Here is a 25,062-nt window from a genome sequence, read left to right on the forward strand (position 1 = left end):
ATGATCGGACCTTGCCGCAGGGCCACGTGACTTCCGGCAACGGAAAGGGCCGTTCCGATCTGGAACGGCCCTCCGAGATCTAAGGAGATGGACCAGTTAGGGTGCCGGGTTTCGGCATGGCCCAGTCATGGGATTGAACCTTCGGGTTTGCCCTTAGGCCACGGCCCTCCTGACTGTCCTGACACCTCTCTCCAATATCACTCTAGACACTGGATCACCTCCTTTCGCTGGGTTGCCGTTATCCACAGGCTGCCACAGATTTTGTGTTTGTCAAAACCTTTCACGCTACCCTTGTGGTCAATTTCCCGACAACAAGCCGGAATGGCACGAGAGCCACAGCGGCCAAAGACAGTTTCACGAGCCAGTCCGCGACGGCAAGCGACACCCAGAGCGGAGCGACAGGCCCGAAGCCGAGGACGGGAAGCGCCTCGCCCGCCCAGCTGACGTCGTTGCCGGGCTCCAGAAACGTCAGAGCGGCCGAGAACGCGATCGTGAAGAAAAGGGCGGTATCGAGCGACGATCCGGCAAGCGTCGACACCAGCGGCGCCCGCCACCAGCTGCCCTGACGCAACCTGTTGAACACGCTGATGTCCAGAAGCTGCGCCGACAGGAAGGCAATCCCCGATGCAACGGCGACCCTGAGCGTGACGAGGGGGCCGAACTCCCCCACGATCTGGCTGCCAACCAGCGAACAGAAGATACCGACGGCGAAACCGGCGACGACGACCTTGCGGGCGGCAGCGGCGCCCTGAAGGCGGTTCGTCAGATCGGTGACGAGGAAGGCGAACGGATAGGTGAAGGCACCCAGGGTCAGCCACTGTCCGAATAGGAACTGCACAAGGATGTTGGAGGCCACCACGACGGCGGCCATGGCAAGAATGCCAGGGATCAGATTGCGGGTCATGACATTTCCGTTTTTTACAAGGTCGCGGAGACTTGGCCCCGGACCATCCGGGACGGGCGGGCTTTAGTGCCTGCCCTCGTGGCGGTCAAGTCATTCGATCACCCGCAGGTCGACGACCTCGGTCCGCTGGACGGGAAGGAAGTTGTCGTCCGAGACCAGCGTCAGGCGGATCGCGCCCTCCCCGTCCTGCCAGACGGCCAGCGCCTCGAAGTTGTCGAACACCCCCGCCCGGCTTTCCAGAAGGATCTGCGGGTTCGACGGCCCGCTTTCGGACACATCGAAACGAAGGACGCGCGACATGAAACCGACCAGCGGCCAGAAGTCGCGCTGAAGGAGGTACAGGCGCCCGTCGGGGCCGAAGTCAGCGCCAACGGGGCGCCACGCGCCCTCGGCCGAAAGCCATAGAGGCGATAGCCAGACGCCGTCGCGGAACCGCACGATCATGTGCCTGTCGCCGATCTTTCCTTCGGTGAAGGCCCAGAGCGATCCGTCCGGCGCCGCCGCCAGCGCCTCGAGCGCCTGGTTCCTGCGCCATTCGGCCACCCCTGGCGGGGGCGAGGCGGTCGATTCCGGCGCTGCCGGGTCTGCCCGGAAGGTCAGGCGGTGACTGTCCTCGAAGCTGATGGCAATCGTGCCGTCGGCAAGCAACGCAAGCCCTTCGGAATCGACGGCCTTGCCGGCCAGCGGGCGGCCCGATGCATCCACGAGCTTTCGCGCGTCTTCGATGGTGGCGGAGGCGACAGCACCCTGCGTGTCGCGCACGAACGCACCCGAGAAGATGCTTGCGCGATCCGATATCACCACAAAGCGCAGGCCGTCGCGGGACAGTTCCAGCCCCGACAGGCCGCCGAAATCGCGCGATCCGTCCTGCCAGACGAAGGTGCCGACCAACTCAGCCCGCGGCGCGGCCCCGACGGAAGTTGGGCCCAGCGCAAGCGCCGCGATCAGTCCGAAGCAAGCACGGCCGCGCATTGCCTGGGCAGGTCCGACATGGTGAATTCGCGTGGTGTCTTCTTGCGCTTGCCCTGCGGTTTCGTGGGCTTCGGCGGGTTCTTCAACTCCTCAAGATAGGTCGTGACCCACCACATCAGGGTGTCGTCGCACCCGTTGCCGCCGTTCGACAACTCGGACACGGTCGGCTTCTGGGTCTCGCAGTGCCGCGCGCCCCTGGGGCACTTCAGGCGAACGTGGAAGTGGGTGTTGTGCCCGTAGATTGGCCGAATCTTCTGCAGCCAGTCGGTGTCGGATTTCTTCGCCGTCCGGCAAAGCTCGATCTTGACGGCGGCCGCGACGAAGACACGGTCCACGCGCGGGTCCGACGCGGCGAGCTTCAGCAGCGCGCCATGCGCCGGTGACCAGTTCCCGTTGATGCGGGTCTGGTCCTCGGTCCGGACCGAAATCGAGCTGATCCGTTCGCGGTCCGCCGTGCTCAGGTCAAGCCGCGCGGGCGGCAGAAGCCAGATGTCGGCGTCAAGCCCGATCTGATGGCTGGCGTGGCCCGAGGTCATCGGACCCCCGCGGGGTTGGGACATGTCACCGATGTAAAGCCCCGGCCAGCCGACTTCTTGCGCCTTGCGCGAGAGGTCCACCAGATACTCCACCAGTTCCGGCTGGCCCCAGTTGCGGTTGCGCGAAATCCGCATGGCTTGCCAGGTCGGCCCAGATTCCGGCAATTGGATCATCCCGGCGCCGCAGCCCTTTGCATAGGATCCGATCGGCTCGGACGGCTGCGCCGAGGCCGCGCGCATTGCACCGAAAAGCTGGTTGGCCAGCGGTTCCGCGCATGCGGGGGCAGCCAGCGCGAGCAGAAGGGAAGCCAGGGGACAAAGCCACTTCATCGGTCACCTCTCGGTTCGACCCAGATCATCAGAAAAAGCCCCAGCGCGAGCAGTGGCACCAAGGGCGCGATGCCCAGTCGGGCGCTGCCGGTAAGCGAGGTCGCCACCGTGATCAGGGCCGGGGCCAGAAATGTCGTGGCCTTGCCCGACAGGCCGTAAAGCCCGAAAGCCTCGGCCGCGCGGTCCGGGTCGGCGTGATAGACCATCAGGGTTCGGCTCGACGCCTGCAAGATCCCGCCCGCCGCACCGATGAGCGCCCCGCACAGGTAGAATAGGCGATCCGGCAGCGGCGAGCCTTCGGCCAGCACGACGCCGAAGACACTGTCGCGCGAAAGCCCGATCAGGACGATGCAGACCGCCATGAGAATGGCGATGCAGACGATGATGACCGGTTTCGGGCCCAAGCGGCTGTCCAGCCGCCCGCCCGCCCAGCAGGCCACCGCGGCGGTCACTGCTGCGATGATGCCGAAGGTTCCGCTCTGGATCACGCCCCAGCCGAGGACGTTCGAGGCGAATGCGCCGCCGAGGCCATAAAGGGCGTTGAGCGCGTCGCGGTAGAACATCGAGGAGGCGAGATAGGCCGACAGGCTCTTGCGGCGGTGCAGGCTGCGCAGGCTTTGCCAGAGCCGGCCGAACGCCTCGCGTGCCGGGTGGCGTTTCGGGGCGGATGGCTCGCGGACCCATAGGAAGAACGGAACCATGAAGACGACAAACCAGAGCGCGGTGAAGGGACCGACAGCGCGTGTGCCCTCTCTCAGCGCCGGGTCAAGGCCAAGCGCAGGGGGAAATCCGGCCAGTGTCGTTCCCGTCGATGCGCCCTCGGCGAAGAGCAGAAGCACGACGAAAAGCGCCACGACCCCACCGGCATAACCAAAGGCGAACCCGGACCCGGACACGCGGCCAAGTTCCTCGCGCACGGCCAGATGCGGCATCAGCGCGTTGGTGAAGATCGTGGCGAACTCCATCGCGATCAGGCCGATCCCGAAAAAGACGACGGGCCAGAAGATGCCGCCCGTCGGCGTCGTCCACCACAGCGCCAGGGCCGCGACGACGTAGAGGAGGGAGAAGCCCCGGATCCAGCCCATGCGGTTGCCGCTGCCATCCGCGATGGCACCGAGGATCGGGGCGAGGATCGCGATGCAAAGCCCGGCCAGAGTCAGCCCGCCCGACCAGTAGGCCTGCGCCTGCGCGGCGGCGGCCTCCGGCGTGGCGCCGGCGGCGGCGAAGTGGGCGCGCGCGACTTCGGCGAAGTAGGGGGCAAAGACGAATGTCAGGAGGAGCGTGCTGTAGGGCTGGCTGGCCCAGTCGAAGAAGAACCAGCCCCAGATCCGCTTTCTTGCCGAAACGGCCATGCCTGCCCTGCCCCTGTAACCCCGTCGATCAAGCCCGAAAAGGGTGCAGGGTGCAAGCGCACTTACCTAACCGGGGGCCAGGGGCGTTCCGCGTCGGCGGCGATCCATGACCTGACCCATCCGGGCAGGTCAGGGCTTTGCGACGGCTGACCCATCGCGGCCAGAACGTCGGACGGCGCGACGATGCCGCCTGAGGAGGTCACCGCAGAGCGGAGCAGCATGTGGCTGGTGCAGTCGCCCTTCCGCCACATGCTCTGCTCCATGTAGAAGAAACGCGCGTCCCAGCCCAGCACCCGGCTGCGCATCTCGATGCGGTGGAAGGCGCGGACGCGGCGGCGGTAGCGTACCGAGTTGCCGGCAACCGTGATGCCCCACCGGTTCCGCGCCAGCAGCCCGATCAGGCCCATGCGCACCGCCATGGGGATCCGCCCGAGATCGTAGAGCGTGAGCGTGCGGCCGTTGTTGAGTTCCGCCCAGACGTCCAGGTCCCAGGGCCAGCAGATGTGATGGGACACATGCGTTTCGGTCAGGCCGAGCGGCGCTGCGTGGCGGGCCTTGAAGCCTTCCTTCAGCATGCGGACAAAGGGATACATCGCAGCTCCGTTCAGATGTTGCCGAAAGGGAACCGGACACGCGGGCAGGGTCAACCGCGACGTTGCGTTAGCAGGTTGCGCGGCGGGGGCCGACCGCTTACCTGTGGTGCGACCAAGATTTGCCGGAGAAACAGATGCAGTCGCTTTACCAGATCCTGATGCTGATCCTCGACGTGGTCTGGTTCGTCATGATCGCCCATATCATCATGTCCTGGCTGATCAGCTTCCAGGTCCTGAACACGCGCCAGCCGCTTGTCGCGCAGATCTGGTTCGCCCTGAACCGCATGCTGGAGCCGATCTACGCGCCGATCCGGCGGTTACTGCCGCAGACGCCGGGCCTTGACCTTGCGCCGCTTGTCGCCTTCATCGCGCTGATTGCACTGCGCATCGTTCTTCAGAACAACGCCGGCTTCTTCTACGGCACCTGAGCCTTGCCTTGCCCCGCCCTTCGTGAAAGGGTCCGGGGCAACGGGCAAGAAACAGAGCAGGCATGCAGCGCGCCGAGGAAATTCTCTCCTCAGTCTTCGGATTCGCGGGATTCCGGCCGGGCCAGGCGGAAATCGTCGCCGCCGTGGCGGAAGGGCGCAACACGCTGGCGATCATGCCGACCGGCGGCGGCAAGTCGCTTTGCTACCAGTTGCCGGCGCTCATGCGCGATGGGGTGACGGTCGTCATCTCCCCCCTGATCGCGCTGATGCGGGACCAGGTCCGCGCATTGCGGGAATCCGGCGTGGCGGCGGGGGCTCTGACCTCGGGCAATACCGAGGAGGAGACCGAGGAGGTCTTCCTGGCGCTCGATCAGGGCCGGCTGAAGTTGCTCTACATGGCGCCGGAACGGCTGGCGTCGGGTGGAACGCTGACGCTTCTGCGGCGCATCGGAACCAGCCTGATCGCGGTGGACGAGGCGCATTGCGTCAGCCAGTGGGGGCACGACTTCCGACCCGACTATCTTCGCATCGGTGAACTGCGCCGCGCGCTCAAGGTGCCGCTGGCCGCCTTCACCGCGACCGCGGACGAGGAGACGCGGGCCGAGATCGTCACCCGGCTATTCGACGGCGCGGCGCCGGCCACGTTCCTGCGCGGCTTCGACCGGCCGAACATCCACCTGGCCTTCGCCGTCAAGAACCAGCCGCGCCGCCAGATATTGGACTTTGCTGCGGCGCGGCGCGGGCAGTCTGGCATCGTCTACTGCGGCACTCGGGCCAAGACCGAAACGCTTGCGCAGGCGCTGCGTGAGGCGGGGCACGTCGCCTGCCATTACCATGGCGGGATGGAGGCGGACGACCGCCGGCAGGTCGAAATCCGCTTTCAGCGGGAAGACGGGCTGATCGTAGTGGCGACCGTTGCCTTCGGCATGGGCATCGACAAGCCCGACATTCGCTGGGTCGCGCATGCGGACCTTCCGAAGTCGATCGAGGCCTATTATCAGGAAATCGGGCGCGCCGGTCGTGATGGCGCGCCGGCCGAAACGCTGACCCTCTATGGCCCAGACGACATCCGCCTGCGCCGGGCGCAGATCGACGAAGGCCTTGCGCCGACCGAACGCAAGGCGGCGGACGATGCGCGTCTGAACGCGTTGCTGGGTCTGGCCGAGGCCACCTGCTGCCGCCGCCGCCGGCTGCTGGCCTATTTCGGGGAAACGGCGGAACCATGCGGCGCCTGCGACCTGTGCGATACGCCCCCAGACCTGTTCGACGGGACCGAAACGGTGCGCAAGGCGCTTTCGGCCGTCCTCAGGACCGGCGAGAGCTTCGGGGCCGGGCACCTGATCGACATCCTGACCGGACAGGGCACAGACAAGGTGCGTGAACGGGGGCACGACATGCTGCCGACGTTCGGGGTCGGTCGGGACCAGAGCAAGGCGGAATGGCAGGCAATCTTCCGCCAGATGCTGGGCCATGACCTGATCCGCCCCGACCCCGAACGCCAGGGCGCGTTGCGCATGACAGATGCCGCCCGCCCGATCCTGCGCGGAGAGGCAGACATCACGCTGCGCCGCGACACGATCCGCACCCCGGCGGGGCCGGTGGCGCGCGCGCTTGTCTCCGACGAGGACGCGCCGCTGCTCTCGGCGCTGAAGGCGAAGCGCCGAGCACTGGCCGAGGCGGCCCGCGTGCCCGCCTATGTCATCTTTACCGACCGCACGCTGATCGAGATGGCGGAGCGCCGGCCCGCCACCCTTGACCAGATGGCACGGATCAGCGGTGTGGGGGCGAAGAAGCTGGAAAGCTTTGGCCAAGCCTTTATCGAAGTGATCAACGGCGCGGCCGAAGCCGCCCCTCACCCCGCCCGCAGGCGCCTTGCGGGGCGCGAAGAGGGGATGGTGTTCGACCGGCTTCTGGCGGCCCAGCAGGATCTGTCGCGGGGGTCCGACGGCACGGGAAAGTTCCTGACCTGCACCCATGTCACCCTTGCGCGCATTGCCGAAAGCCGCCCCCGCACGCGGGCCGAGATGGAGCGGATCGGCGGCGTGGGGCCGCAGAAGGCCGATCGTTTCGCCGAAGCCTTCCTTGCGATTCTGCGCGAGGCTTAGCCCGGATCCTCCGGAACCGGTCGCAACGCCCCTTCGGGCCTGAAATCCGCAATCTGTTCGGCAAGCGCGGACTTCCTCAGCGGCTTGGTCAGGTAGCGATCGATGCCGGCCGCCAGTATCTCGGCATCGTCGCCGTCCAGGGCATGGGCGGTCAGGGCGACGATCGGCACATGGGTCGCCGTCCCCGCCTCAAGCATGCGGATTTCCCGGCTGGCCTCGCGACCGTCCATTTCGGGCATGGAGATGTCCATGAAGATCAGGTCCGGGTGGAAGTCCCGCCAGAGTTTCACCGCCTCGTGCCCGTTCCCCGCGAATTCGAGGTCGATGTCGAAGTCCTGGACCATCTTGCGGAAGACAAGCTGGTTGGTGCGGTTGTCCTCGGCCACCAGCACCCGCATTCTTCGCGCGGGCTGCAGGGCGGGCGCGTCCGATGGCGGGTGGGCCACGACCTTCGGGCCCGGGTCGACCGGGGACAGCGCGCGTAGATGATGGTAAAGCTCGCTGCGCAGGATCGGCTTTTGCAGGCGACCGTTGCATCCCTTGTCCCCATCCACCGCCAGGGGGGCTGCGGACAGCCCGAGGATCGGAACGGGCGTACCCGTCGCGCGGATCGCCTGCGCAAGCGTCCGCCCCTCGATCAGGCCCAGTTTCTCGTCCATCAGGACCAGGTCGATCCCCGCTCCGTCACCGAAGATGGCCATCGCCTCTGCCGCGGAACGGCAGGTGGTCACGGCCAGCCCATAGGTCTGCAACTGCCGTTCTATGATCACGCGGTTGATGAGCAACTCATCCACGACCAGCGCTGAACGCAGCAGGATCGGTCGGTCGGGGTGATCGACCGTGATCGGCTCGGCGGCGGGAAGGTGCAGCTTGAAGCCGAAGCACGAGCCGTGGCCAAGTTCGCTGTCGACCCACACGCTGCCGCCCATCAGATCTATCAGTTGCCGGGTGATCGCCAGGCCAAGGCCGGTCCCCTCGAACTTGCGGTTCGACTGATCCTCGACCTGGTTGAATTCCCCGAAGATGTGGTCGAGGTGTTCTTCCGCGATGCCGATGCCGGTATCCTCGACCGACACATGCACCTCATATTCGCCGCCGCCCGTCGCCACGCCGACGACGCGCGTCAGGACGTGGCCTGCCTGGGTGAACTTCACGGCGTTGCCGATCAGGTTGGTCAGGATCTGACGGATCCGCCCCGGATCGGCGACATAGCGGGTGGGCAGGAACATGTCGAAATCGACGAGAAGGCGGATGTCCTTTTCCCGTGCCACCGGTTCCAGCAGCAGCATGACCTCGTGCAGGCAATGGTCGAGGTCGAAGGGTCTGGGGTGTAGACGCAGCCTTTCCGCCTCGGCCTTCGAATAGTCGAGGATGTCGTTGATGATTGCCAGTAACGCCTCGCCAGAGGTGCGGATCGTTTCTGCATAGATCCGCTGATCGTCGGTCAGGGCGGTTTCGCAGAGCAGTTCCGCCATGCCGACCACACCGTTCATCGGTGTGCGAATCTCGTGGCTCATGTTGGCGAGGAAGGCGGACTTTGCCCGATTGGCGGCTTCGGCGCGCTCTCGTGCCTGCTTGAGTTCCGCCTCGCGCTCGATCGTCTTGGTGATGTTCTGAACAAGGCTGACAAGGTCGCCCGACTCGCAGTGGCGATCGATCAGACGTATGTGATGGCCGCTTTGCAGGCTGACCACGCGGGGTGGGATCACCTCGCGCACCATCCGGGCGGTCATGTCGTGGCGCCAGTCGTCTGCATCCAGCCCGTCGAGATCGACGATTCCCTGGTCGGCCATCGTCTTCACTATGGTGTCGTAGTGGACGCCCGGCCCGATGTCCCCGATGCCTTCGAACGGCTCCATGTAGGCGCGGTTTGCGACCACCAGCCGCAGATCCTTGTCGAACAGCGCGAAGCCGTCGCGTATCGTGTCGAGCGCGTCCCAGAGCCGCCGCTGCGCTGTCCTTGCCTCGACATGGGCGTTTTCCAGATCGCTGAGGTAACGCCCCTGCTGGCCCTTCAGCGTTTCCGCCTCATGCAGCGCGGTTTCAAGGAAGCTGCGCTGGGCGACGATCTGGTCCGACAGGCTCAGCGCGTGTCGGGCCAGTTGTTCGTTCGCGGAATAAAGCTCCCGCTTCTTCTGGTCGAGAAGACGTTCGGCCGCCAGCCGCGCCCGCCGCTCCCTGACAAGCTTGTCCGCAATGCTCACCCCTGACCTCCGACCGAGCGTGCCGGAAACACCATCGCCGCGATGGATGAAGGGACGTTTAATGCCGCTCTGCCGCGGGGCCTTGCGCCTTGATCACAGGCGCTCGATGGCCAAAGCGATGCCCTGGCCGCCGCCGATGCACATCGTCACAAGCGCGCGCCTTCCGCCCGAACGCTCCAGTTCATGCAGCGCCTTGACGGTGAGGATGGCGCCCGTCGCGCCCACGGGGTGGCCAAGCGCGATGGCGCCGCCGTTCGGGTTCACCCTGGCGGGATCAAGGCCGAGCGCCTGCGACACGGCCAGCGCCTGCGCCGCAAATGCCTCGTTCGATTCGATGATGTCGAAGTCCTCCGCCGAAAGCCCGGTGCGGGCGCACAGCGCCTGGACCGCGGGGATCGGGCCGATGCCCATGACATCGGGCCGGACGCCCGCGTGGGCATAGCCGAGGATGCGCGCACGGGGTGCAAGCCCTGCCCGGTTGGCGGCGCCCGCGCGGGCCAGGACGAGTGCGGCCGCCCCGTCGTTGATCCCGGAGGCGTTGCCTGCGGTGACCGTGCCGTCCTTCTGGAACGCGGGCCTGAGCGCGGCAAGCGCTTCGGGTGTCGTGGCCTTGGGGTGCTCATCGGTATCGAAGACGACGGTGCCCTTGCGGGTCGTGACCTCGACCGGCACGATCTGATCCCTGAAGCGGCCCGCGTCGATGGCTTCGGCGGCGCGCGTCTGGCTTTGCAGCGCAAAGTCATCCTGCGCGGCGCGGCTGATCCCGTGTTCGCGCGCGACGTTTTCGGCGGTGACGCCCATGTGGCCGGTGCCGAACGGGCAGGAAAGCGCACCGATCATCATGTCCAGGATGCGGGTGTCGCCCATCTTCTGCCCCCAGCGCGCGGACTGAAGCGCATGGGGCGAACGGCTCATGCATTCCGCGCCGCCCGCAAGCGCGAAGTCGGCGTCGCCCAGCATGAGAGCCTGCATTGCAGAAACGATCGCCTGAGCGCCCGATCCGCACAGGCGGTTGACATTCATCGCCGGCGTGCCGTGAGGAATACCCGCATTCATCGCCGCGACCCGCGAAAGGTACATGTCGCGCGGTTCGGTGTTGATGACGTGGCCGAAGACGACATGGCCGATCTGCGCGGGGTCGACCTTGGCGCTTTCCAGTGCCGCGCGCGTCGCAGTGGCGGCGAGGTCAATGGGTGCCACGTCGGCCAGGCTGCCGCCAAAAGTGCCGATCGCGGTGCGCTTGGCGGACAGGATGACGATGTCGTCGGTCATGGTTGAACCCCTTCGCATGGTGCCGGCCGCTGCCGCGCCGGTTTTCAGAGACCCGCCTGCCAGTCGCGAATGGCGTCGAGCGGGTAGATGAGCATCAGGATGTTGAGCGCGAGGCCATCGCGGATGATCCACATCGTCAAGGCCTCGAACCCGACGATGACAAGTATGCTTGCCCAGACCGGCAACGCCCGCGCCAGGTAGAACCCCGCCACCATCGCAAGGATGTCGGCGAGCGAGTTCACGACGCTGTCGCCGTAATAGTCGAGCGAGATGGTGACAGCGCGGTAACGCTCGATGATCCAGGCGGAATTCTCGATCATTTCCCACGCGGCTTCGACCGCGGTGGCGATGGCCAGGCGCCAGCCGAAACCGATCCTTCGCGCAAAGGGCCAGAGCGCCGCGTAAAAGAGGATGCCGTGCAGGATATGCGATGGCGTGTACCAGTCCGAAAGATGCTGGGAGTTCTCGGAACTCATGGTCTGGCCGTGCCAGAGCTTGATGTAGCCACAGGTGCAGATCGGCACCCGCCCGGCCCAGAGAAGCCAAAGGGCGGCCACCGCGAAAGTGGCAAGGACGATCCAGTAGGGGCGTGCGGTCCGGCTCATGGCCGCAGGCAAGCATGCACATCGCCGCCCGTAAAGCGGGGTTATTCGTGACGTAGCGGCACGCGTCCTTGCGGCGTCAGCAGGAACGCGTCCCGCCCTTCGAGCACGATGGCGGAGAGGGCGTTGCCGTAGCCCGCGCCGGTGTCGATGTTCAGTCGGTTGCCATAGTGCGTGGCCACGTCGACGGGCGTGTGACCGTGCACGACAAGCGCGCCGTGATCGCGCGGATCCTCCAGAAAGGGGGAGCGGATCCAGACGAGATCGGTTTCGGTCTGCCGGGCCAGCGGGACGCCGGGCCGGATGCCCGCATGGACGAAAAGCGCCTCGCCCCTGGCGAAGGACGTCGGAAGTGCGGCGAGAAAGTCCCGGTGCGCGGCCGGCACGGCCCGGCGTGCCGCCGCTCCGAGGTCGGAGAGAAAGCGTTCGCCCACGCCGGTCACGCCATAGGAGGCAAGCGTCTGTTCGCCGCCAAGGCGCGGGTGGATCCAGTTCAGGTCGGCGCGAAGCCCGGCGTCGTGATGGTCGGGATCGTCCAGAAATCCCGCGAACATCCTGTCATGGTTGCCCTTGAGAATGACCCAGGGTTCGCCCCGGTCAAGCCCCGCCAGAAGAAAATCCAGCACACCCCGACTGTCCGGGCCCCGATCGACCATGTCGCCCACATGAACAACCGGCGAGAGCGTGTCGTCATGTTCCGCCCGGTCCCGGGAAATCAGCCGGTGCGCAGACTCGAGCTTGTCGAGATAGCCATGAATGTCGCCGATCGCGTAGGTTCGCATGCCTTCTCCCCGAGGGTGGGGCGGACCCTATCCCGCCTCGGCGGGGGCCGCAATGCCCGGACCGGCGGCGTCATGCCGGTCCGGCGGCCCCTGATCCCGCTCAGCCGACGTTGAATTCGAGCGGCCTGACCTGGCTGAACCTGCCCGTCGCGATCAGTTGCTTCTGCACGGCTTCCGGCAGACGCTCGTCGAGATAGAGAAGAGCTATCGCATCCCCCCCGGCCTTGGCCCGGCCAAGCGTGAAGTTGGCGATGTTGACCCCGGCATTCCCCAGGGTCTGGCCCAGCGTGCCGATGATGCCGGGCACATCCTCGTTCGTCGTATAGAGCATGTGGCTGCCGATTTCGGCGTCGATGTTGATCCCCTTGATCTGGATGAAACGGGGCTTGCCGTCCGAGAAGACGGTGCCGGCTATCGACCGGTCACGCTTGTCGGTCACCACCGTCAACTTGATGTAGCCGTCGAACACGCCGCCCTTTTCCTGCCGCGTGGTCGATATATGGATGCCGCGTTCGCGCGCAACGACGGGGGCGGACACCAGGTTCACGTCCGGGTTCGTCGCCTTCAGGATGCCGGCGATCGCTGCGCAGTTCAGCGCCTGCAGGTTCATCGCCGAAACCGTGCCGTCGTAGAGCACGTTGATCGCCTTGATCGGCTCATCGGTCAGTTGACCGGCAAATGCCCCCAGGTGATCGGCCAGCTTCAGCCAGGGCCCCATGACGGCGGCTTCCTCGGCGGTGACCGAAGGCATGTTGAGCGCGTTCTGCACCGCGCCCGTCAGGAGGTAGTCCGACATCTGCTCGGCCACCTGAAGCGCCACGTTCTCCTGCGCCTCGGTCGTGGCGGCGCCCAGATGCGGCGTCGCCACGACGTTGGGGAGATGGAACAGCGGCGAGTCCGTTGCAGGCTCCACCTCGAACACGTCGAAGGCGGCGCCTGCAACGTGGCCCGATTTCAGCGCCTCGGCCAGCGCTGCCTCGTCCACAAGCCCGCCGCGCGCGCAGTTGATGATGCGCACGCCCTTCTTCGTCTTGGTGATGTTCTCGCGCGACAGGATGTTGCGTGTCTTGTCGGTCAGCGGCACGTGCAGCGTGATGAAGTCCGACCGTGCCAGAAGCTCGTCCAGTTCGACCTTCGTCACGCCCATCGCTTTCGCCCGCTCATCGCTGAGGAACGGGTCGTAGGCGACGACTTTCATGTGCAGCCCGAGCGCACGGTCGCAGACAATGCCGCCGATGTTGCCCGCGCCGATCACGCCCAGCGTCTTGTTGAAAAGTTCCACGCCCATGAAGCGGTTCTTTTCCCACTTGCCGTCATGGGTCGAGACGGAGGCTTCCGGCAGTTGCCGTGCCACGGCGAACATCATCGCGATCGCATGTTCGGCGGTGGTGACGGAGTTGCCGAACGGCGTGTTCATCACGATGACGCCCTTCTTCGACGCCGCCGGAATGTCGACGTTGTCGACGCCGATCCCGGCGCGGCCGATCACCCGCAGGCGGGTGGCCGCGGCAAGCACCTTGTCGCTGACCTTGGTGGCGGAACGTATCGCGAGGCCGTCATACTGACCGATGACGTCCAGCAGCTTGTCCTTGTCCTTGCCGAGGTCGGGCAGGTAGTCGACCTCAACCCCGCGGTCGCGGAAAATCTGGACGGCGGTTTCGGAAAGCTTGTCGGAAACCAGAACTTTGGGTGCCATGTATAAGGCTCCTTGAATGTCGGGATGTTCGGGGTGTCAGGTGCGGCCGTTCAGGCCGCGACCGTCTGCGCGGCGATCTCGGCGTGGAACGCCCATTCGATCCACGGCATCAGTGCCGCGACATCGGCGGTCTCGACCGTCGAGCCGCACCAGATCCTGAGGCCCGGAGGGGCATCGCGGTAAGCGCCGGCGTCAAGCGCCACGCCCTGCCGTTCAAGCCGCTTGGCCACCGCCTTGGCAAAGGCCGCCCCATCGGCAATGCGCGCGTCGGTGAACCGCAGGCAGACCGAGGTGGTCGAGGCGGTCGCCGGGTCAACCGCGAGGTCGGCGATCCAGTCCTTGCCGGCGATGAAGTCGCGGACCGCCTTCGCGTTGGCCTCGGCCCGCGCGATCAGGCCCGTGAGCCCGCCGATCGATCGCGCCCATTTCAACGCGACAAGGTAATCTTCGACGCAGAGCATGGAGGGCGTGTTGATCGTTTCGCCCTGAAAGATGCCTTCGATCAGGCGGCCAGACTTGGTCAGGCGGAAGATCTTCGGCATCGGCCATGCGGGCGTGTGGGTTTCCAGACGCTCCACCGCGCGGGGCGACAGGACGAGGACACCATGGCCACCTTCGCCGCCCAGCACCTTCTGCCAGGAGAAGGTCACGACATCGAGTTTGTCCCAGGGCAGGTCCATCGCGAAGGCGGCGGAGGTCGCGTCGCAGATCGTGAGGCCCTTGCGGTCGGCGGGGATCGCGTCACCGTTCGGAACGCGCACGCCCGAGGTGGTGCCGTTCCAGGTGAAGACCACGTCGCGGTCGAAATCCACGGTGGCGAAATCGACGATCTCTCCGTAGGGGGCCTTCCTGACTGTGGCATCGAGCTTCAACTGCTTGACGACATCGGTCACCCAGCCTTCGCCGAAACTTTCCCAGGCCAGCATCTCGACCGGGCGCGGGCCGAGCAGACCCCAAAGCGCCATCTCCACCGCGCCGGTGTCCGACGCGGGCACGATGCCGAGGCGGTATCCGGCGGGAACGCCGAGGATTTCGCGGCTCAGGTCGATCGCCTCTTTCAGCTTGGCCTTGCCGATGGCGGCACGATGCGAACGCCCGAGGGGCGCATCCGACAGCAGGTCGAGAGAGAAGCCGGGGATCTTCGCGCAGGGGCCCGAAGAGAAGCGCGGATTTGCCGGCCGCGCAGCCGGGGTCGTCACGTCTGTCATGGTATCCTTCCAGATAACCGCCCCTCGTTGGGGAGGGGTGTCCCGCCGCAAGCGATATGCGGCGGCCGGGGCTGGCACAAGCGGGAAAACTGCCATAAAGCGCCGCTTGGGACATGAAATGCGACGCCCGCCGTCCACTATCGGAAACAGACACATGTATGTTGCCACGCTTCTTGCCAGCCCCGCCCGCGCCGACCTTGACCGTGCCGCCGTCGAAGCCCTGCGCGATGCCTGGGGCGGAGGGGCCGCCAGTTGGCTCAATCCCGGCATCGCCGCCGAGTTCGCGTTGCCGCGGATACCGGCGAACCGCTGGGATGTCTGGGCGGATTTGCAGCGGGTTGGCATCGATCTCGTGGTTCAGGCCGCCGAGGGTCGCCGCAAGAAAATGCTGCTGGCGGATATGGATTCGACCATGATCGGGCAGGAATGCATCGACGAACTGGCCGACATGGCGGGGGTCGGGGCCCATGTCGCCGCAATCACGGCGCGGGCGATGAACGGAGAGCTTGACTTCGAGGCGGCGCTGGTCGAGCGGGTCAGCCTGCTCAAGGGGCTTCCCGAAACGGTGATCGCGCAGGTTCTCGCGGAGCGGATCACCTTTACCCCCGGCGGGCGCGAACTGATCGCCACGATGAAGGCGAACGGCGGCTATGCCGCGCTGGTGTCCGGAGGTTTCACCGCCTTTACCGACGAAGTATCGACGGCGCTCGGCTTCGACGAGCACAAGGCGAACACTTTGCTGGCGGAGAACGGCGTGCTGACGGGCGACGTGGCCAGGCCGATTCTGGGACGGGAGGCGAAGGTCGCCGCGCTGCGGGACATCTCGGCCCGGCTCGGCATCGGGGCGGAGGCGGTGATGGCGGTCGGCGACGGCGCAAACGATCTGGGGATGCTCCAGCTTGCGGGCGCGGGGGTCGCGCTTCATGCCAAGCCCTCCGTTGCCGCGCAGTGCGACATCCGCATCAACCACGGCGACCTGACAGCGCTGCTTTACATCCAGGGCTACTCGGTGGGCGAGTTTGCCTGAGACGCGCCGATCCTAGCGGTTGGGCCGTTGCGCCTGTGGTGAGGCAAGCTCCGCGATGATCCCTTCCGCCGCGGCGCGCGGGTCCGCGGCCTGCCAGATCGGACGCCCGACAACGATGTGGTCGGCCCCGTCCGCGACGGCCTGCGCCGGGGTTGCCACGCGCTTCTGATCGCCGAGGGCGGACCCGGCTGGGCGGACGCCCGGCGTTACGATCAGCCTGCCGTCGGATTCCGGCAGCGCGCGGATCATCGCCGCCTCTTGCGGCGAGGCGATGACGCCATGGGCCCCGGCCTCGAAGGCGCGGGCGGCGCGCTCGCTCACGATCTCGCGCAGATCGCCCGGCCGGATCAGTCCCGCATCCAGATCGGCGCGGTCGAGCGAGGTGAGGATCGTCACGGCGAGAATCCTCAGATCCGAGCCTGCGGCGCCTTCCCGTGCGGCGCGCACCACATGCGGGTCGCCGTGCACGGTGAGGAAGTCGAGCTCGAATCGCGCAATGCCGCGCACCGCGGCCTCGATCGTCGCGCCGATGTCGAAAAGCTTCATGTCGAGGAAGATGCGCTTGCCGCGATCCTGCTTGAGTTCGTTGGCCAGGGCGAGCCCGCCGCCAGTCAGCATGCCAAGCCCGATCTTGTAGAAACCGACGGAATCGCCGAGCGTGTCGGCCAGCGCGAAGCCGGACAGCGCATCGGGAACATCCAGGGCGACGATCAGGCGGTCATCGGGCTGGGTCATGCGGGTCTCCCTTCCTGCCGGGCGCGGTTTGGGGCGCGGAGGCGTGGCTGTCAAGAACCCGGAGGGAAAATGAGGCTGGAAGTCTGTGTCGACAGTGTCGAGGGGATGATGGCTGCGGTCGCGGGCGGGGCAGACCGGATCGAGCTTTGCGCAGCGCTGGAGGTGGGGGGCCTGACCCCGTCGGCGGGGCAGATGGCCCGGGCGCGAGAGGTTCCGGTGCCGGTTCACGCGCTGATACGGTCCAGGGCGGGCGATTTCCGGTTTTCCCGCGACGAAGTCGATACGATGGTGTCCGACGTTCACGCCGCGCGGCAGGCCGGCCTTGCCGGCGTGGTGATTGGGGCGGCGTCGCCGGATTGCCGGCTCGATGCCGATGCGCTTGGCCGGTTGCGCGACGCGGCGAGGGGGATGAGCGTGACGCTGCACCGGGTTTTCGACCTTGTTCCGGACTTTTCGGAAGCGATCGAGGTCGCGCTTTCCCTGGGGATCGACCGCATTCTGACCTCGGGCGGTGCGGTCGGCGCGCCTGAGGGGGCGGACGCCCTGGCCGGCATCTGCGCGTCGGCCGCTGGCCGGATCGGCATTCTTCCCGGCGCCGGCATCGACGAAGCGAACGTGGCCGCGCTGATCGCGCGTCTTCCGGTCAGCGAAGTGCACAGTTCCTGCTCCGCCGCGACCGCGCTCGATCCGAAGGCGGTGGCGCTGGGCTTCGGTCAGGCCGATCGCCTGACAACCAGTGTCGACAAGGTTCGCGCACTGAAGGCGGCGCTGGACCGGGCTCAGGCGGCGCGGCGCGCCCGATAGGCGGATGGGGCGGCGGCGAAGGCCAGCTTGGCGGCCGCGAGCAGGCGTTCGCGCAACCGGGCGGCGCCCGGCGCGCGGCCCGGTGCCGCAACCGCGACGTCGACCCGCATGATCCCGCCACCCGGGCCGGATTCGGCCATCAGCCTGACGATTGCCTCCACCTTTCGGGTGCGGTTGTCGCGGCGCGCGTGAACGACACGGGCTGAAAGGATGCGCATCACGCGACAAGCCGCCGGGCGGTACCGAACACCCGAACGGTTCGACGCCCAATATGCAGGCGCGATTGCCAGGCGATGGCGGTCAGCTGCGGCGGTTCGGATCGAACGCCGCGGTTGCGAAGGCCCGCGACAACGGTAGCGAGCGATTGGGCGATACTGGACATGGGGTGCTCCGTCTCTGGTCTGAGGTCACCCTGCCCGATGAAGGTTACGATACGGTTCACGCTGATGCGCCAACCCTTGAGACTGCGGCAATCCGTTCGAAGTTCATGCGGGCAAGGCACTTGATGGGTGCAGCCCTCCATCCCAAGTAAGGGGCAGGCCCAGGAAGGTGTGCCGCGATGCGGGCGCCGACGGATGGGTGCTTTGACAAGGAGTGTGCCGATGAACATGGAAAAGTTCACGGAACGGTCGCGCGGCTTTCTCCAGGCTGCCCAGACCATCGCGATGCGCGAGGGACATCAGCGCGTGATGCCCGAGCATCTTCTCAAGGCTTTCATGGATGACGATCAGGGGCTTTCGGCCAACCTGATCCGTCGTGCCGGCGGGGCGCCGGAGCGCGTGGTGGAGGCGGTCGAGGCCGTCGTCGCCAAGCAGCCGAAGGTGTCCGGCGGCACGGGCGAGGTCTACGTCGACACCTCGCTCGTACGCGTGCTTGATGAGGCAGAGAAGCTGGCGAAGAAGGCGGGCGACAGCTTCGTGCCGGTCGAGCGCATCCTGATGGCGCTGGCCATGGTCAACACGCGCGCGAAGGATGCGCTGGATGCCGGCGCGGTCACGGCGCAGACGCTGAATGCCGCGATCAATGACATCCGCAAGGGGCGGACCGCCGACACGGCATCGGCCGAGGAAGGCTATGAGGCGCTGAAGAAATATGCGCGCGACCTGACGGTCATGGCCGAGGAAGGCAAGATCGACCCGATCATCGGCCGCGACGAAGAGATTCGCCGGACGATGCAGGTGCTGTCGCGGCGCACGAAGAACAACCCCGTGCTGATCGGCGAGCCCGGCGTCGGCAAGACCGCGATCGCCGAGGGCCTGGCGCTTCGCATCGTGAATGGCGACGTGCCAGAAAGCCTGCGCAACAAAAAGCTGATGGCGCTCGACATGGGTGCCCTGATCGCGGGGTCGAAGTACCGCGGCGAGTTCGAGGAGCGGCTGAAGGCGATCCTGAAGGAGATCGAATCGGCGTCGGGCGAGATCATCCTGTTCATCGACGAGCTGCATACGCTTGTCGGCGCGGGCAAGACCGACGGCGCCATGGACGCAGCGAACCTGATCAAGCCCTCGCTGGCGCGGGGGGAACTGCACTGCGTGGGGGCCACCACGCTGGATGAGTACCGCAAGTACATCGAGAAGGACGCGGCCCTTGCCCGGCGGTTCCAGCCGGTCATGGTCGAGGAGCCGACGGTCGAGGATACCGTCTCGATCCTGCGCGGGATCAAGGAGAAATACGAGCTGCACCACGGCGTGCGGATCAGCGACTCAGCCCTTGTCGCGGCGGCGACGCTTTCGCATCGCTACATCACCGACCGCTTCCTTCCCGACAAGGCGATCGACCTTGTGGACGAGGCCGCATCGCGGCTGCGCATGGAGGTGGATTCGAAACCCGAGGAGCTGGACGCGCTCGACCGCGAGATCCTGCAGAAGCAGATCGAGGCGGAGGCGCTGAAGAAAGAGGACGACGCCGCCAGCCGGGACCGGCTTGAAAGGCTGGAGAAGGAGTTGTCCGACCTGCAGCAACGCTCGGCGGAGATGACGGCGAAGTGGCAGGCAGAACGCGACAAGCTGAACGCGGCACAGGCGCTCAAGGGCGAGCTGGAGCAGGCGCGCAACGAACTGGAACACGCCAAGCGCGAGGGTAACTTTGCCAAGGCGGGCGAGCTTCAGTACGGCCGCATCCCCGAGATCGAGCGCAAGCTGGCCGAAGCCGAGGCGCGCGAGGACGGGCTGATGGTCGAGGAGGCCGTTCGCCCCGAACAGATCGCCGAGGTTGTCGAACGCTGGACTGGCATCCCGACGACCAAGATGTTGGAGGGCGAGCGGGAAAAGCTCCTCAAGATGGAGGAGGAGCTTGGCAAGCGTGTAGTCGGCCAGCAGCCTGCCGTGGTGGCGGTGTCAAACGCCGTCCGCCGCGCGCGCGCGGGGCTGAACGACGAGAACCGGCCGCTGGGCTCGTTCCTGTTCCTCGGGCCGACCGGTGTCGGCAAGACGGAACTGACCAAGGCGCTGGCCGAGTATCTCTTCGACGACGAACATGCGATGGTCCGCATCGACATGTCGGAGTTCATGGAGAAGCATTCGGTCGCCCGCCTGATCGGCGCGCCTCCGGGCTATGTCGGCTATGACGAGGGCGGTGTTCTGACCGAAGCGGTGCGGAGGCGGCCCTATCAGGTCGTGCTGTTCGACGAGGTGGAAAAGGCGCATCCCGATGTGTTCAACGTGCTTCTGCAGGTGCTTGACGATGGCATCCTGACCGACGGTCAGGGCCGGACGGTCGACTTCAAGCAGACGCTGATCGTGCTGACCTCGAACCTCGGCAGCCAGGCGCTGAGCCTGCTGCCGGACGGCGCCGACAGCGCAGAGGCCCGGCGCGACGTCATGGACGCCGTGCGCGCGCACTTCCGTCCGGAGTTCCTGAACCGGCTCGACGACCAGATCATCTTCGACCGTCTGTCGCGGGCGGACATGGACGGGATCGTGACGATCCAGCTCCGGCGGCTCGAGAAACGGCTGGCGCAGCGCAAGATCGCGCTCGATCTTGATCCCGCGGCGACGAAGTGGCTCGCGGACGAAGGCTATGATCCGGTCTTTGGTGCCCGCCCCCTGAAGCGGGTGATCCAGCGCCACCTGCAGGATCCGCTGGCCGAGATGATCCTGGCCGGAGATGTCAGGGACGGCGACACGGTCCATGTGAGCGCCGGGGCGGATGGGCTGATGGTGGGCGAGCGGGTGTCGCGTTCGTCCCGCCCGCGCCCGGAAGATGCGGTACTGCACTGACGAAGAAGGCGCGGGGACTGTTCCCCGCGCCTTGCTTCTGACCTGCCAGTCAAATCGCTGCCGCGCCGGCGTTACGACGACCGCAGGAGAACCTTCGTAGAGTCGATGGCCTGTGCCACCTGTTGATAATGCTCAAGCCGGCGCGTGGAGTTCTCGGCGGAACGGAGAAGGATGGTTTCCGCCTCCTCCAGAACGGCAAGCGCCTCTGCGACGGCCTTTTCCTGGGCTTCCGGGCTTACCGCGCGCAGTGGCGGCAATGTCGGCGCAAGCGGGCGACCGCCAATCGGCGGGGTGACCCGCCCCGACGCGGCAGCACTGTTCTGCGCGACGATCCGGTCCAGCTTTTCGGCGGCATCGACCAGGGCCTCCCGGACAGGGGCATAGTCGCCCCGTGTCGGAAGTCTGGCTGCCGCCAGGAGAAGTGTCTGCCGGATACAGTCGATACGGTAGGTTTCGTTGATCCATTCGTCCGAACAGGTGTCGGTCGCGGTCGAAATGATGTCGACGATGTCCTGCGTCGTCTTCTCGGTCACGGGGATCGAGACGTTCGATTTGGTCTGGGGAGACTCCTCGCAGCTCCCCTCGCCGTCGAAACTTCCGCACTGGACCTGGAACAGCTGCACGCCGGGCTCGGACATGAAGGTCCCTGACACCCCTGCTGCCAGGTCCCCGGGAAGCCCCGTCACGGGCGCTGCCGCCGCCATCTCGGCCGAAAGCAGGGCTGCAAGAATTGCGCCCGCGCTGACAAGTCCGCCCTGTGCCTTAAAACCAGTCCCGAAGACCATCATCCCTTACCCCTCCGTGTTCAAACCGTAGGCGACCCTGACCGCCTTTTGCGTGCCCGGCCCGAAATCGCCGTCGATCGGGCCGGAATAGAATGCATGCTCAGTAAGTTCTTGCTGCAAGGCCTTGCGTGTTTCCAGCGAAAACATGGTCGGACGATCGGAAAGTTGCTGAAAGACGGCCGCACTCCCCGAACGCAGCGCCTGATACAGGTATTTTCCGGCGTCCGGTGCCCCCTTGCCGGGGACAATACCGTCGTCGATCAGTGCGGCGAAGTTGAACATGGCCTGCGGATGCCGGAGGTCCGCTGCCTGCTCGAAATACTGAAGCGCCTTGAGCGCGTCACGCTGAAGCCCGAAGCTGCCCTGATAGTAGAAGAAGCCCATGTCGTTCACGGCGTCCGAAAAGCCCTGATCGGCCGACTTCTGGAACAGTTCCAGTGCCCGCGCGTTGTCCTGCGGAACGCCGATACCCTTCTCGTAGAGCTTGGCCAGTTCATACTGCGCCTCGGGTGATCCCGCCTCGGCGGCGCGCCCGAACAGTTCGGCCGCCTGCGCGGGATCGAACTCGGTTCCACCGGTATCGAGCCGCATGTAGGCAAGGCCAAGCATGGCGCGCGCGTCGCCCGAGTCCGCCAGCGACCGCAGTTGCGATTCCTGGTTCGACCCGATGGCCGCCCAAGCCACCCGGCGATCGTCGGTGGCGAGTTGGTCTCGCAGTTCCGGCGACCCCGCGAGGTAGAACGGCACCCCGGAGAGCGAGCCGTAAGTGTTCGGCTCCTGCAGGTTCTGCGTCGCCGCCAGCACGTCGTCGCGGACCTGCCGGAACATCAGGCTGATTTCCAGCCCCGGTTCGGCAAGCTTTTCGGATAGCGCAATGGCAAAGGGGCTGTTGGATCCGTTCCCATCCAGCGCCACCTGCCCGTCGCGCGCAGCAAAGGCGACAAGTGTGCCGCGGTCCGGCGAGGGCGGTGCAAGACCGCCACCGCTTGCCGCCGCGGCTTCGCCTTCGTCATGCAGGATCCCATCGCCAAGAGGGTTGTTGCGGCAACTGTCGAGGATGACGATCCGCATCTTGCGCGCGCTGTCCACGACCTGAAGCAGGTCCTTGAGCGATATGGACTGACGTTGCACATCCTTGTTGGAGCGCACGTTGACGTCGACGGGAAGCAGGAAGTTCTCGCCCGCGACCTCGACCCCGTGGCCGGCGAAGTAGATCAGCGCCAGATCCGCGGTTTCGGAGCGGAAGGCGAACCGCTCCAGTTCGCCGCGCAGTTCCTCCTGCGGGGTGTCGATCAGCGTGGTGACGTCAAATCCGATCCGGTCCAGTGTTGCGGCCAACAGGCGCGCGTCGTTGACCGTGTTTTCCAGCGCCGGGACATTGCGATATTGCGCCATGCCGATGACGAGTGCGACTCGGTCCGCCGCATGGGCCGGAGCGTAGGACAGCAGGGCGGTCAGCAGGAGCAGAAGCAGCAGGCCCGGCCTCACGGGCTTGCGGCGCGGCGGGTTGTCCTTACGCTTTTTCACAGGGCGTTACCGTCTTGGTGCTGAGCGCGGATGTACCGCGAAGATCCCCGTATCGCATAGCAGAAACTGTTGTGACGCAACAGAATTGAACGACCGCGCCCGGACTTGTTTCAGCGATTGAACGCAAAATTGAGATCAGTTGCCTTGGTGCAGCGACATTTCGGGGCTACGTTCGGCGCAGTGAAGTCGGAGGTGTGAATGCGCAGGTCCCGGAGGTCCGGACTCAGGTGGTCCGATGTCACGCCGAAAGCCGCCTTCCTCAATCGGCGCCAGTTGATGGCGACCGCTGGAGGGGCGCTGATCGGGGCGGTCGCGGGCGGCGCGAATGCCCGCATCGTCGCGGCTCCCTCTCCCTATTCGACCGACGCCGAGCCGAACACGCTGGCGGAGATCACGAGCTATAACAATTTCTATGAGTTCGGCACCGACAAGGAAGATCCTGCCGCCAAGTCAGGTTCGCTGGTGACAGACCCCTGGTCGATCGAGATCGACGGCCTGGTGGATCGCCCCGGTTCCTACGCGCTGGAAGATATCCTGAAGGGGGTCGTGCTGGAGGAGCGGATCTACCGCCTGCGCTGCGTGGAGACCTGGTCCATGGTCGTGCCCTGGATCGGATTTCCGCTGTCCGCACTCCTTGACCGGGTCGGGGTGGGTGCGGCGGCAAGGTTCGTCGCCTTCGAAACGCTCTACCGTCCGGAGCAGATGCCGGGTCAGGCCTATCCGATTCTCGATTGGCCCTACCGAGAAGGCCTACGCCTCGACGAGGCGATGCACCCGCTCACGATCCTTGCAACCGGACTTTACGGCGAGGAGATGCCGAACCAGAACGGTGCACCGATCCGGCTTGTCGTGCCGTGGAAGTACGGCTTCAAATCGATCAAGTCGATCGTCAGGATCACCCTGACCGAGACGCAGCCCGTCGCGACGTGGAACCAGACCAACCCGCACGAGTACGGTTTCTACTCCAACGTCAACCCGAACGTCGATCATCCGCGCTGGAGCCAGGCTTCCGAACGTCGCATCGGCGACGGGCTTCTCGCGGGGCGTCAGGATACCCTTCTCTTCAACGGCTATGGGGATGAGGTTGCGTCGCTCTACGCCGGACAGGATCTGACGAAGGACTACTGATGTCGCCCGTCGACCGCCTGAACGACATGTTGCGCCGTGTGCCGGCCTGGACGGTCTATGTCCTGGCCGTGCTGCCTCCGGCCTGGCTGTTCTGGCAGGGCGTAACCGGAGGGCTGGGGGTCGATCCGGTCAAGGTAATGGAGCATCGGCTGGGGGAGCTGGCGCTGCAGCTGATCGTCGCCGGCCTTGCGATTACCCCGATCCGGCGCATCTTCGGGCTGAACCTGATCCGATACCGCCGCGCCATCGGGATCGTCAGCTTCGTCTATGTCGTCCTGCATTTCCTTTGCTGGCTCGTCCTCGACATGGGGCTGCGCCTGGACCAGGTGGCAGGCGACATCCTCAAGCGGCCCTACATTACCGTCGGAATGGTGGCGATGATCCTGATGGCGCCGCTTGCGTTGTCTTCGAACAATGCCTCGGTCCGCAAACTCGGAGCCACCCGCTGGAAAGGCCTGCATCGCCTGGCCTACGCGGTGGCGATTCTTGCGGCGCTGCACTTCCTGTGGCTGGTCAAGGCCTGGCCGTTGCGCCCCGCCCTGTATCTGGGCGTGATTCTGCTCCTTCTGGGCTATCGTGCGGTCTCAAACCGCGCCGGCGCGCCCGCCTCGGCCTGACGACACCGGCGCCGGCGATCGCGACCGGCAGGCCGCTGGCCAAGAGCGCAACAATGTTGCGTCAAAGGTATAGGGCATGGTGCTTCGCGATCCTGAGACCCCAATATCTAGACCGCTTCTTGCCGACTTTGAAAAAAATGCGACAACCCCGGAAAAAGGACTTGCGGACCCTGTCGTGGGTCCGTAGATAGCCCCTCACCGAAGCGAACGATGCTTTGGACGGCGGGACGGTCGAAG

General features: G+C 65.9%; 22 protein-coding genes. 7 read left to right on the forward strand and 15 right to left on the reverse strand.

Annotated features, from left to right (window positions below; genetic code table 11):
* Nucleotides 1-280: 280 nt before the first annotated feature.
* The 5 genes from N5I32_RS17895 to N5I32_RS17915 all read right to left on the reverse strand — a co-directional run bounded on the left by N5I32_RS17895 (nucleotide 281) and on the right by N5I32_RS17915 (nucleotide 4,687).
* A complete protein-coding gene (locus N5I32_RS17895; protein ID WP_261497280.1) occupies nucleotides 281-904 on the reverse strand; it encodes a queuosine precursor transporter in 624 nt (207 codons plus the stop codon).
* A 90-nt stretch (nucleotides 905-994) separates the two neighbouring features.
* On the reverse strand, nucleotides 995-1,876 hold the full coding sequence (locus N5I32_RS17900) for an esterase-like activity of phytase family protein (protein ID WP_261497282.1): 882 nt from the start codon (nucleotides 1,874-1,876) through the stop codon (nucleotides 995-997).
* Nucleotides 1,849-2,742: a penicillin-insensitive murein endopeptidase gene (gene mepA, locus N5I32_RS17905; protein ID WP_261497283.1), complete on the reverse strand. Its 894-nt coding sequence runs from the start codon at nucleotides 2,740-2,742 to the stop codon at nucleotides 1,849-1,851. Before mepA ends, N5I32_RS17900 begins: the two co-directional genes overlap by 28 nt.
* A complete protein-coding gene (locus N5I32_RS17910) occupies nucleotides 2,739-4,094 on the reverse strand; it encodes an MFS transporter (RefSeq protein WP_261497284.1) in 1,356 nt (451 codons plus the stop codon). The genes mepA and N5I32_RS17910 overlap by 4 nt, the downstream gene beginning before the upstream one ends.
* Before the next feature lie 62 nt (nucleotides 4,095-4,156).
* The gene (locus tag N5I32_RS17915; RefSeq protein WP_261497285.1) at nucleotides 4,157-4,687 is read right to left on the reverse strand and encodes an acyl-CoA thioesterase; all 531 of its coding nucleotides are present in this window, start codon (nucleotides 4,685-4,687) and stop codon (nucleotides 4,157-4,159) included.
* A 134-nt stretch (nucleotides 4,688-4,821) separates the two neighbouring features.
* On the opposite strand from N5I32_RS17915, the gene N5I32_RS17920 reads away from it, so the two are divergent.
* On the forward strand, nucleotides 4,822-5,115 hold the full coding sequence (locus N5I32_RS17920) for a YggT family protein (protein WP_261497286.1): 294 nt from the start codon (nucleotides 4,822-4,824) through the stop codon (nucleotides 5,113-5,115).
* Nucleotides 5,116-5,177: 62 nt separating this feature from the next.
* Nucleotides 5,178-7,220 (forward strand): DNA helicase RecQ, encoded by a 2,043-nt coding sequence (gene recQ / locus N5I32_RS17925; protein ID WP_261497287.1) that lies wholly within the window; start codon nucleotides 5,178-5,180, stop codon nucleotides 7,218-7,220.
* On the opposite strand, the gene N5I32_RS17930 is transcribed toward recQ, so the two are convergent.
* The 6 genes from N5I32_RS17930 to N5I32_RS17955 all read right to left on the reverse strand — a co-directional run bounded on the left by N5I32_RS17930 (nucleotide 7,217) and on the right by N5I32_RS17955 (nucleotide 14,984).
* On the reverse strand, nucleotides 7,217-9,424 hold the full coding sequence (locus N5I32_RS17930) for a response regulator (RefSeq protein ID WP_261497288.1): 2,208 nt from the start codon (nucleotides 9,422-9,424) through the stop codon (nucleotides 7,217-7,219). The two genes, recQ and N5I32_RS17930, sit on opposite strands and share 4 nt — an antisense overlap.
* 93 nt (nucleotides 9,425-9,517) lie before the next feature.
* Nucleotides 9,518-10,696, reverse strand: a complete 1,179-nt coding sequence (locus tag N5I32_RS17935) for an acetyl-CoA C-acyltransferase family protein (protein WP_261497289.1) — start codon at nucleotides 10,694-10,696, stop codon at nucleotides 9,518-9,520.
* 44 nt (nucleotides 10,697-10,740) lie between these two features.
* On the reverse strand, nucleotides 10,741-11,301 hold the full coding sequence (locus N5I32_RS17940) for a DUF2585 domain-containing protein (RefSeq protein WP_261497290.1): 561 nt from the start codon (nucleotides 11,299-11,301) through the stop codon (nucleotides 10,741-10,743).
* 41 nt (nucleotides 11,302-11,342) lie between these two features.
* Nucleotides 11,343-12,080 (reverse strand): metallophosphoesterase, encoded by a 738-nt coding sequence (locus N5I32_RS17945; protein ID WP_261497291.1) that lies wholly within the window; start codon nucleotides 12,078-12,080, stop codon nucleotides 11,343-11,345.
* 100 nt (nucleotides 12,081-12,180) lie between these two features.
* A complete protein-coding gene (serA, locus tag N5I32_RS17950) occupies nucleotides 12,181-13,776 on the reverse strand; it encodes a phosphoglycerate dehydrogenase (protein ID WP_261497292.1) in 1,596 nt (531 codons plus the stop codon).
* Between the two features lie 50 nt (nucleotides 13,777-13,826).
* Entirely contained in the window at nucleotides 13,827-14,984 is a 1,158-nt protein-coding gene (locus tag N5I32_RS17955) for a phosphoserine transaminase (RefSeq protein ID WP_261497293.1), read from the reverse strand.
* Between the two features lie 154 nt (nucleotides 14,985-15,138).
* Between N5I32_RS17955 and serB the strand changes: the two genes are divergently transcribed.
* On the forward strand, nucleotides 15,139-16,011 hold the full coding sequence (gene serB / locus N5I32_RS17960; RefSeq protein ID WP_261497294.1) for a phosphoserine phosphatase SerB: 873 nt from the start codon (nucleotides 15,139-15,141) through the stop codon (nucleotides 16,009-16,011).
* Between the two features lie 12 nt (nucleotides 16,012-16,023).
* Here the strand turns inward: serB and pyrF are convergent, their stop codons facing one another.
* Nucleotides 16,024-16,746, reverse strand: coding sequence for an orotidine-5'-phosphate decarboxylase (gene pyrF / locus N5I32_RS17965; RefSeq protein WP_261497295.1), 723 nt, complete (start codon nucleotides 16,744-16,746; stop codon nucleotides 16,024-16,026).
* A gap of 69 nt (nucleotides 16,747-16,815) precedes the next feature.
* Between pyrF and N5I32_RS17970 the strand changes: the two genes are divergently transcribed.
* Nucleotides 16,816-17,550, forward strand: a complete 735-nt coding sequence (locus tag N5I32_RS17970) for a copper homeostasis protein CutC (RefSeq protein ID WP_261497296.1) — start codon at nucleotides 16,816-16,818, stop codon at nucleotides 17,548-17,550.
* On the opposite strand, the gene N5I32_RS17975 is transcribed toward N5I32_RS17970, so the two are convergent.
* A complete protein-coding gene (locus N5I32_RS17975) occupies nucleotides 17,526-17,768 on the reverse strand; it encodes a hypothetical protein (protein ID WP_261497297.1) in 243 nt (80 codons plus the stop codon). The two genes, N5I32_RS17970 and N5I32_RS17975, sit on opposite strands and share 25 nt — an antisense overlap.
* A gap of 384 nt (nucleotides 17,769-18,152) precedes the next feature.
* On the opposite strand from N5I32_RS17975, the gene clpB reads away from it, so the two are divergent.
* Nucleotides 18,153-20,768, forward strand: a complete 2,616-nt coding sequence (gene clpB, locus N5I32_RS17980; RefSeq protein WP_261497298.1) for an ATP-dependent chaperone ClpB — start codon at nucleotides 18,153-18,155, stop codon at nucleotides 20,766-20,768.
* A 71-nt stretch (nucleotides 20,769-20,839) separates the two neighbouring features.
* Here the strand turns inward: clpB and N5I32_RS17985 are convergent, their stop codons facing one another.
* Nucleotides 20,840-21,406: a hypothetical protein gene (locus tag N5I32_RS17985; protein ID WP_261497299.1), complete on the reverse strand. Its 567-nt coding sequence runs from the start codon at nucleotides 21,404-21,406 to the stop codon at nucleotides 20,840-20,842.
* 153 nt (nucleotides 21,407-21,559) lie between these two features.
* On the reverse strand, nucleotides 21,560-23,080 hold the full coding sequence (locus tag N5I32_RS17990; protein ID WP_261497300.1) for a caspase family protein: 1,521 nt from the start codon (nucleotides 23,078-23,080) through the stop codon (nucleotides 21,560-21,562).
* 198 nt (nucleotides 23,081-23,278) lie between these two features.
* Here N5I32_RS17990 and msrP point away from each other — a divergent pair, with 198 nt between their 5' ends.
* Together msrP and msrQ are read left to right on the forward strand one after the other, a co-directional pair.
* Nucleotides 23,279-24,208 carry a protein-methionine-sulfoxide reductase catalytic subunit MsrP gene (gene msrP / locus N5I32_RS17995; protein ID WP_261497301.1) on the forward strand — a complete coding sequence of 310 codons (930 nt, stop codon included), beginning with the start codon at nucleotides 23,279-23,281 and terminating at the stop codon, nucleotides 24,206-24,208.
* A complete protein-coding gene (gene msrQ, locus N5I32_RS18000) occupies nucleotides 24,208-24,825 on the forward strand; it encodes a protein-methionine-sulfoxide reductase heme-binding subunit MsrQ (RefSeq protein WP_261497302.1) in 618 nt (205 codons plus the stop codon). Before msrP ends, msrQ begins: the two co-directional genes overlap by 1 nt.
* The last annotated feature ends 237 nt before the right edge of the window (nucleotides 24,826-25,062 follow it).

This window comes from Albidovulum sediminis, from assembly GCF_025380365.1.
Lineage (GTDB): Bacteria > Pseudomonadota > Alphaproteobacteria > Rhodobacterales > Rhodobacteraceae > Albidovulum > Albidovulum sediminis.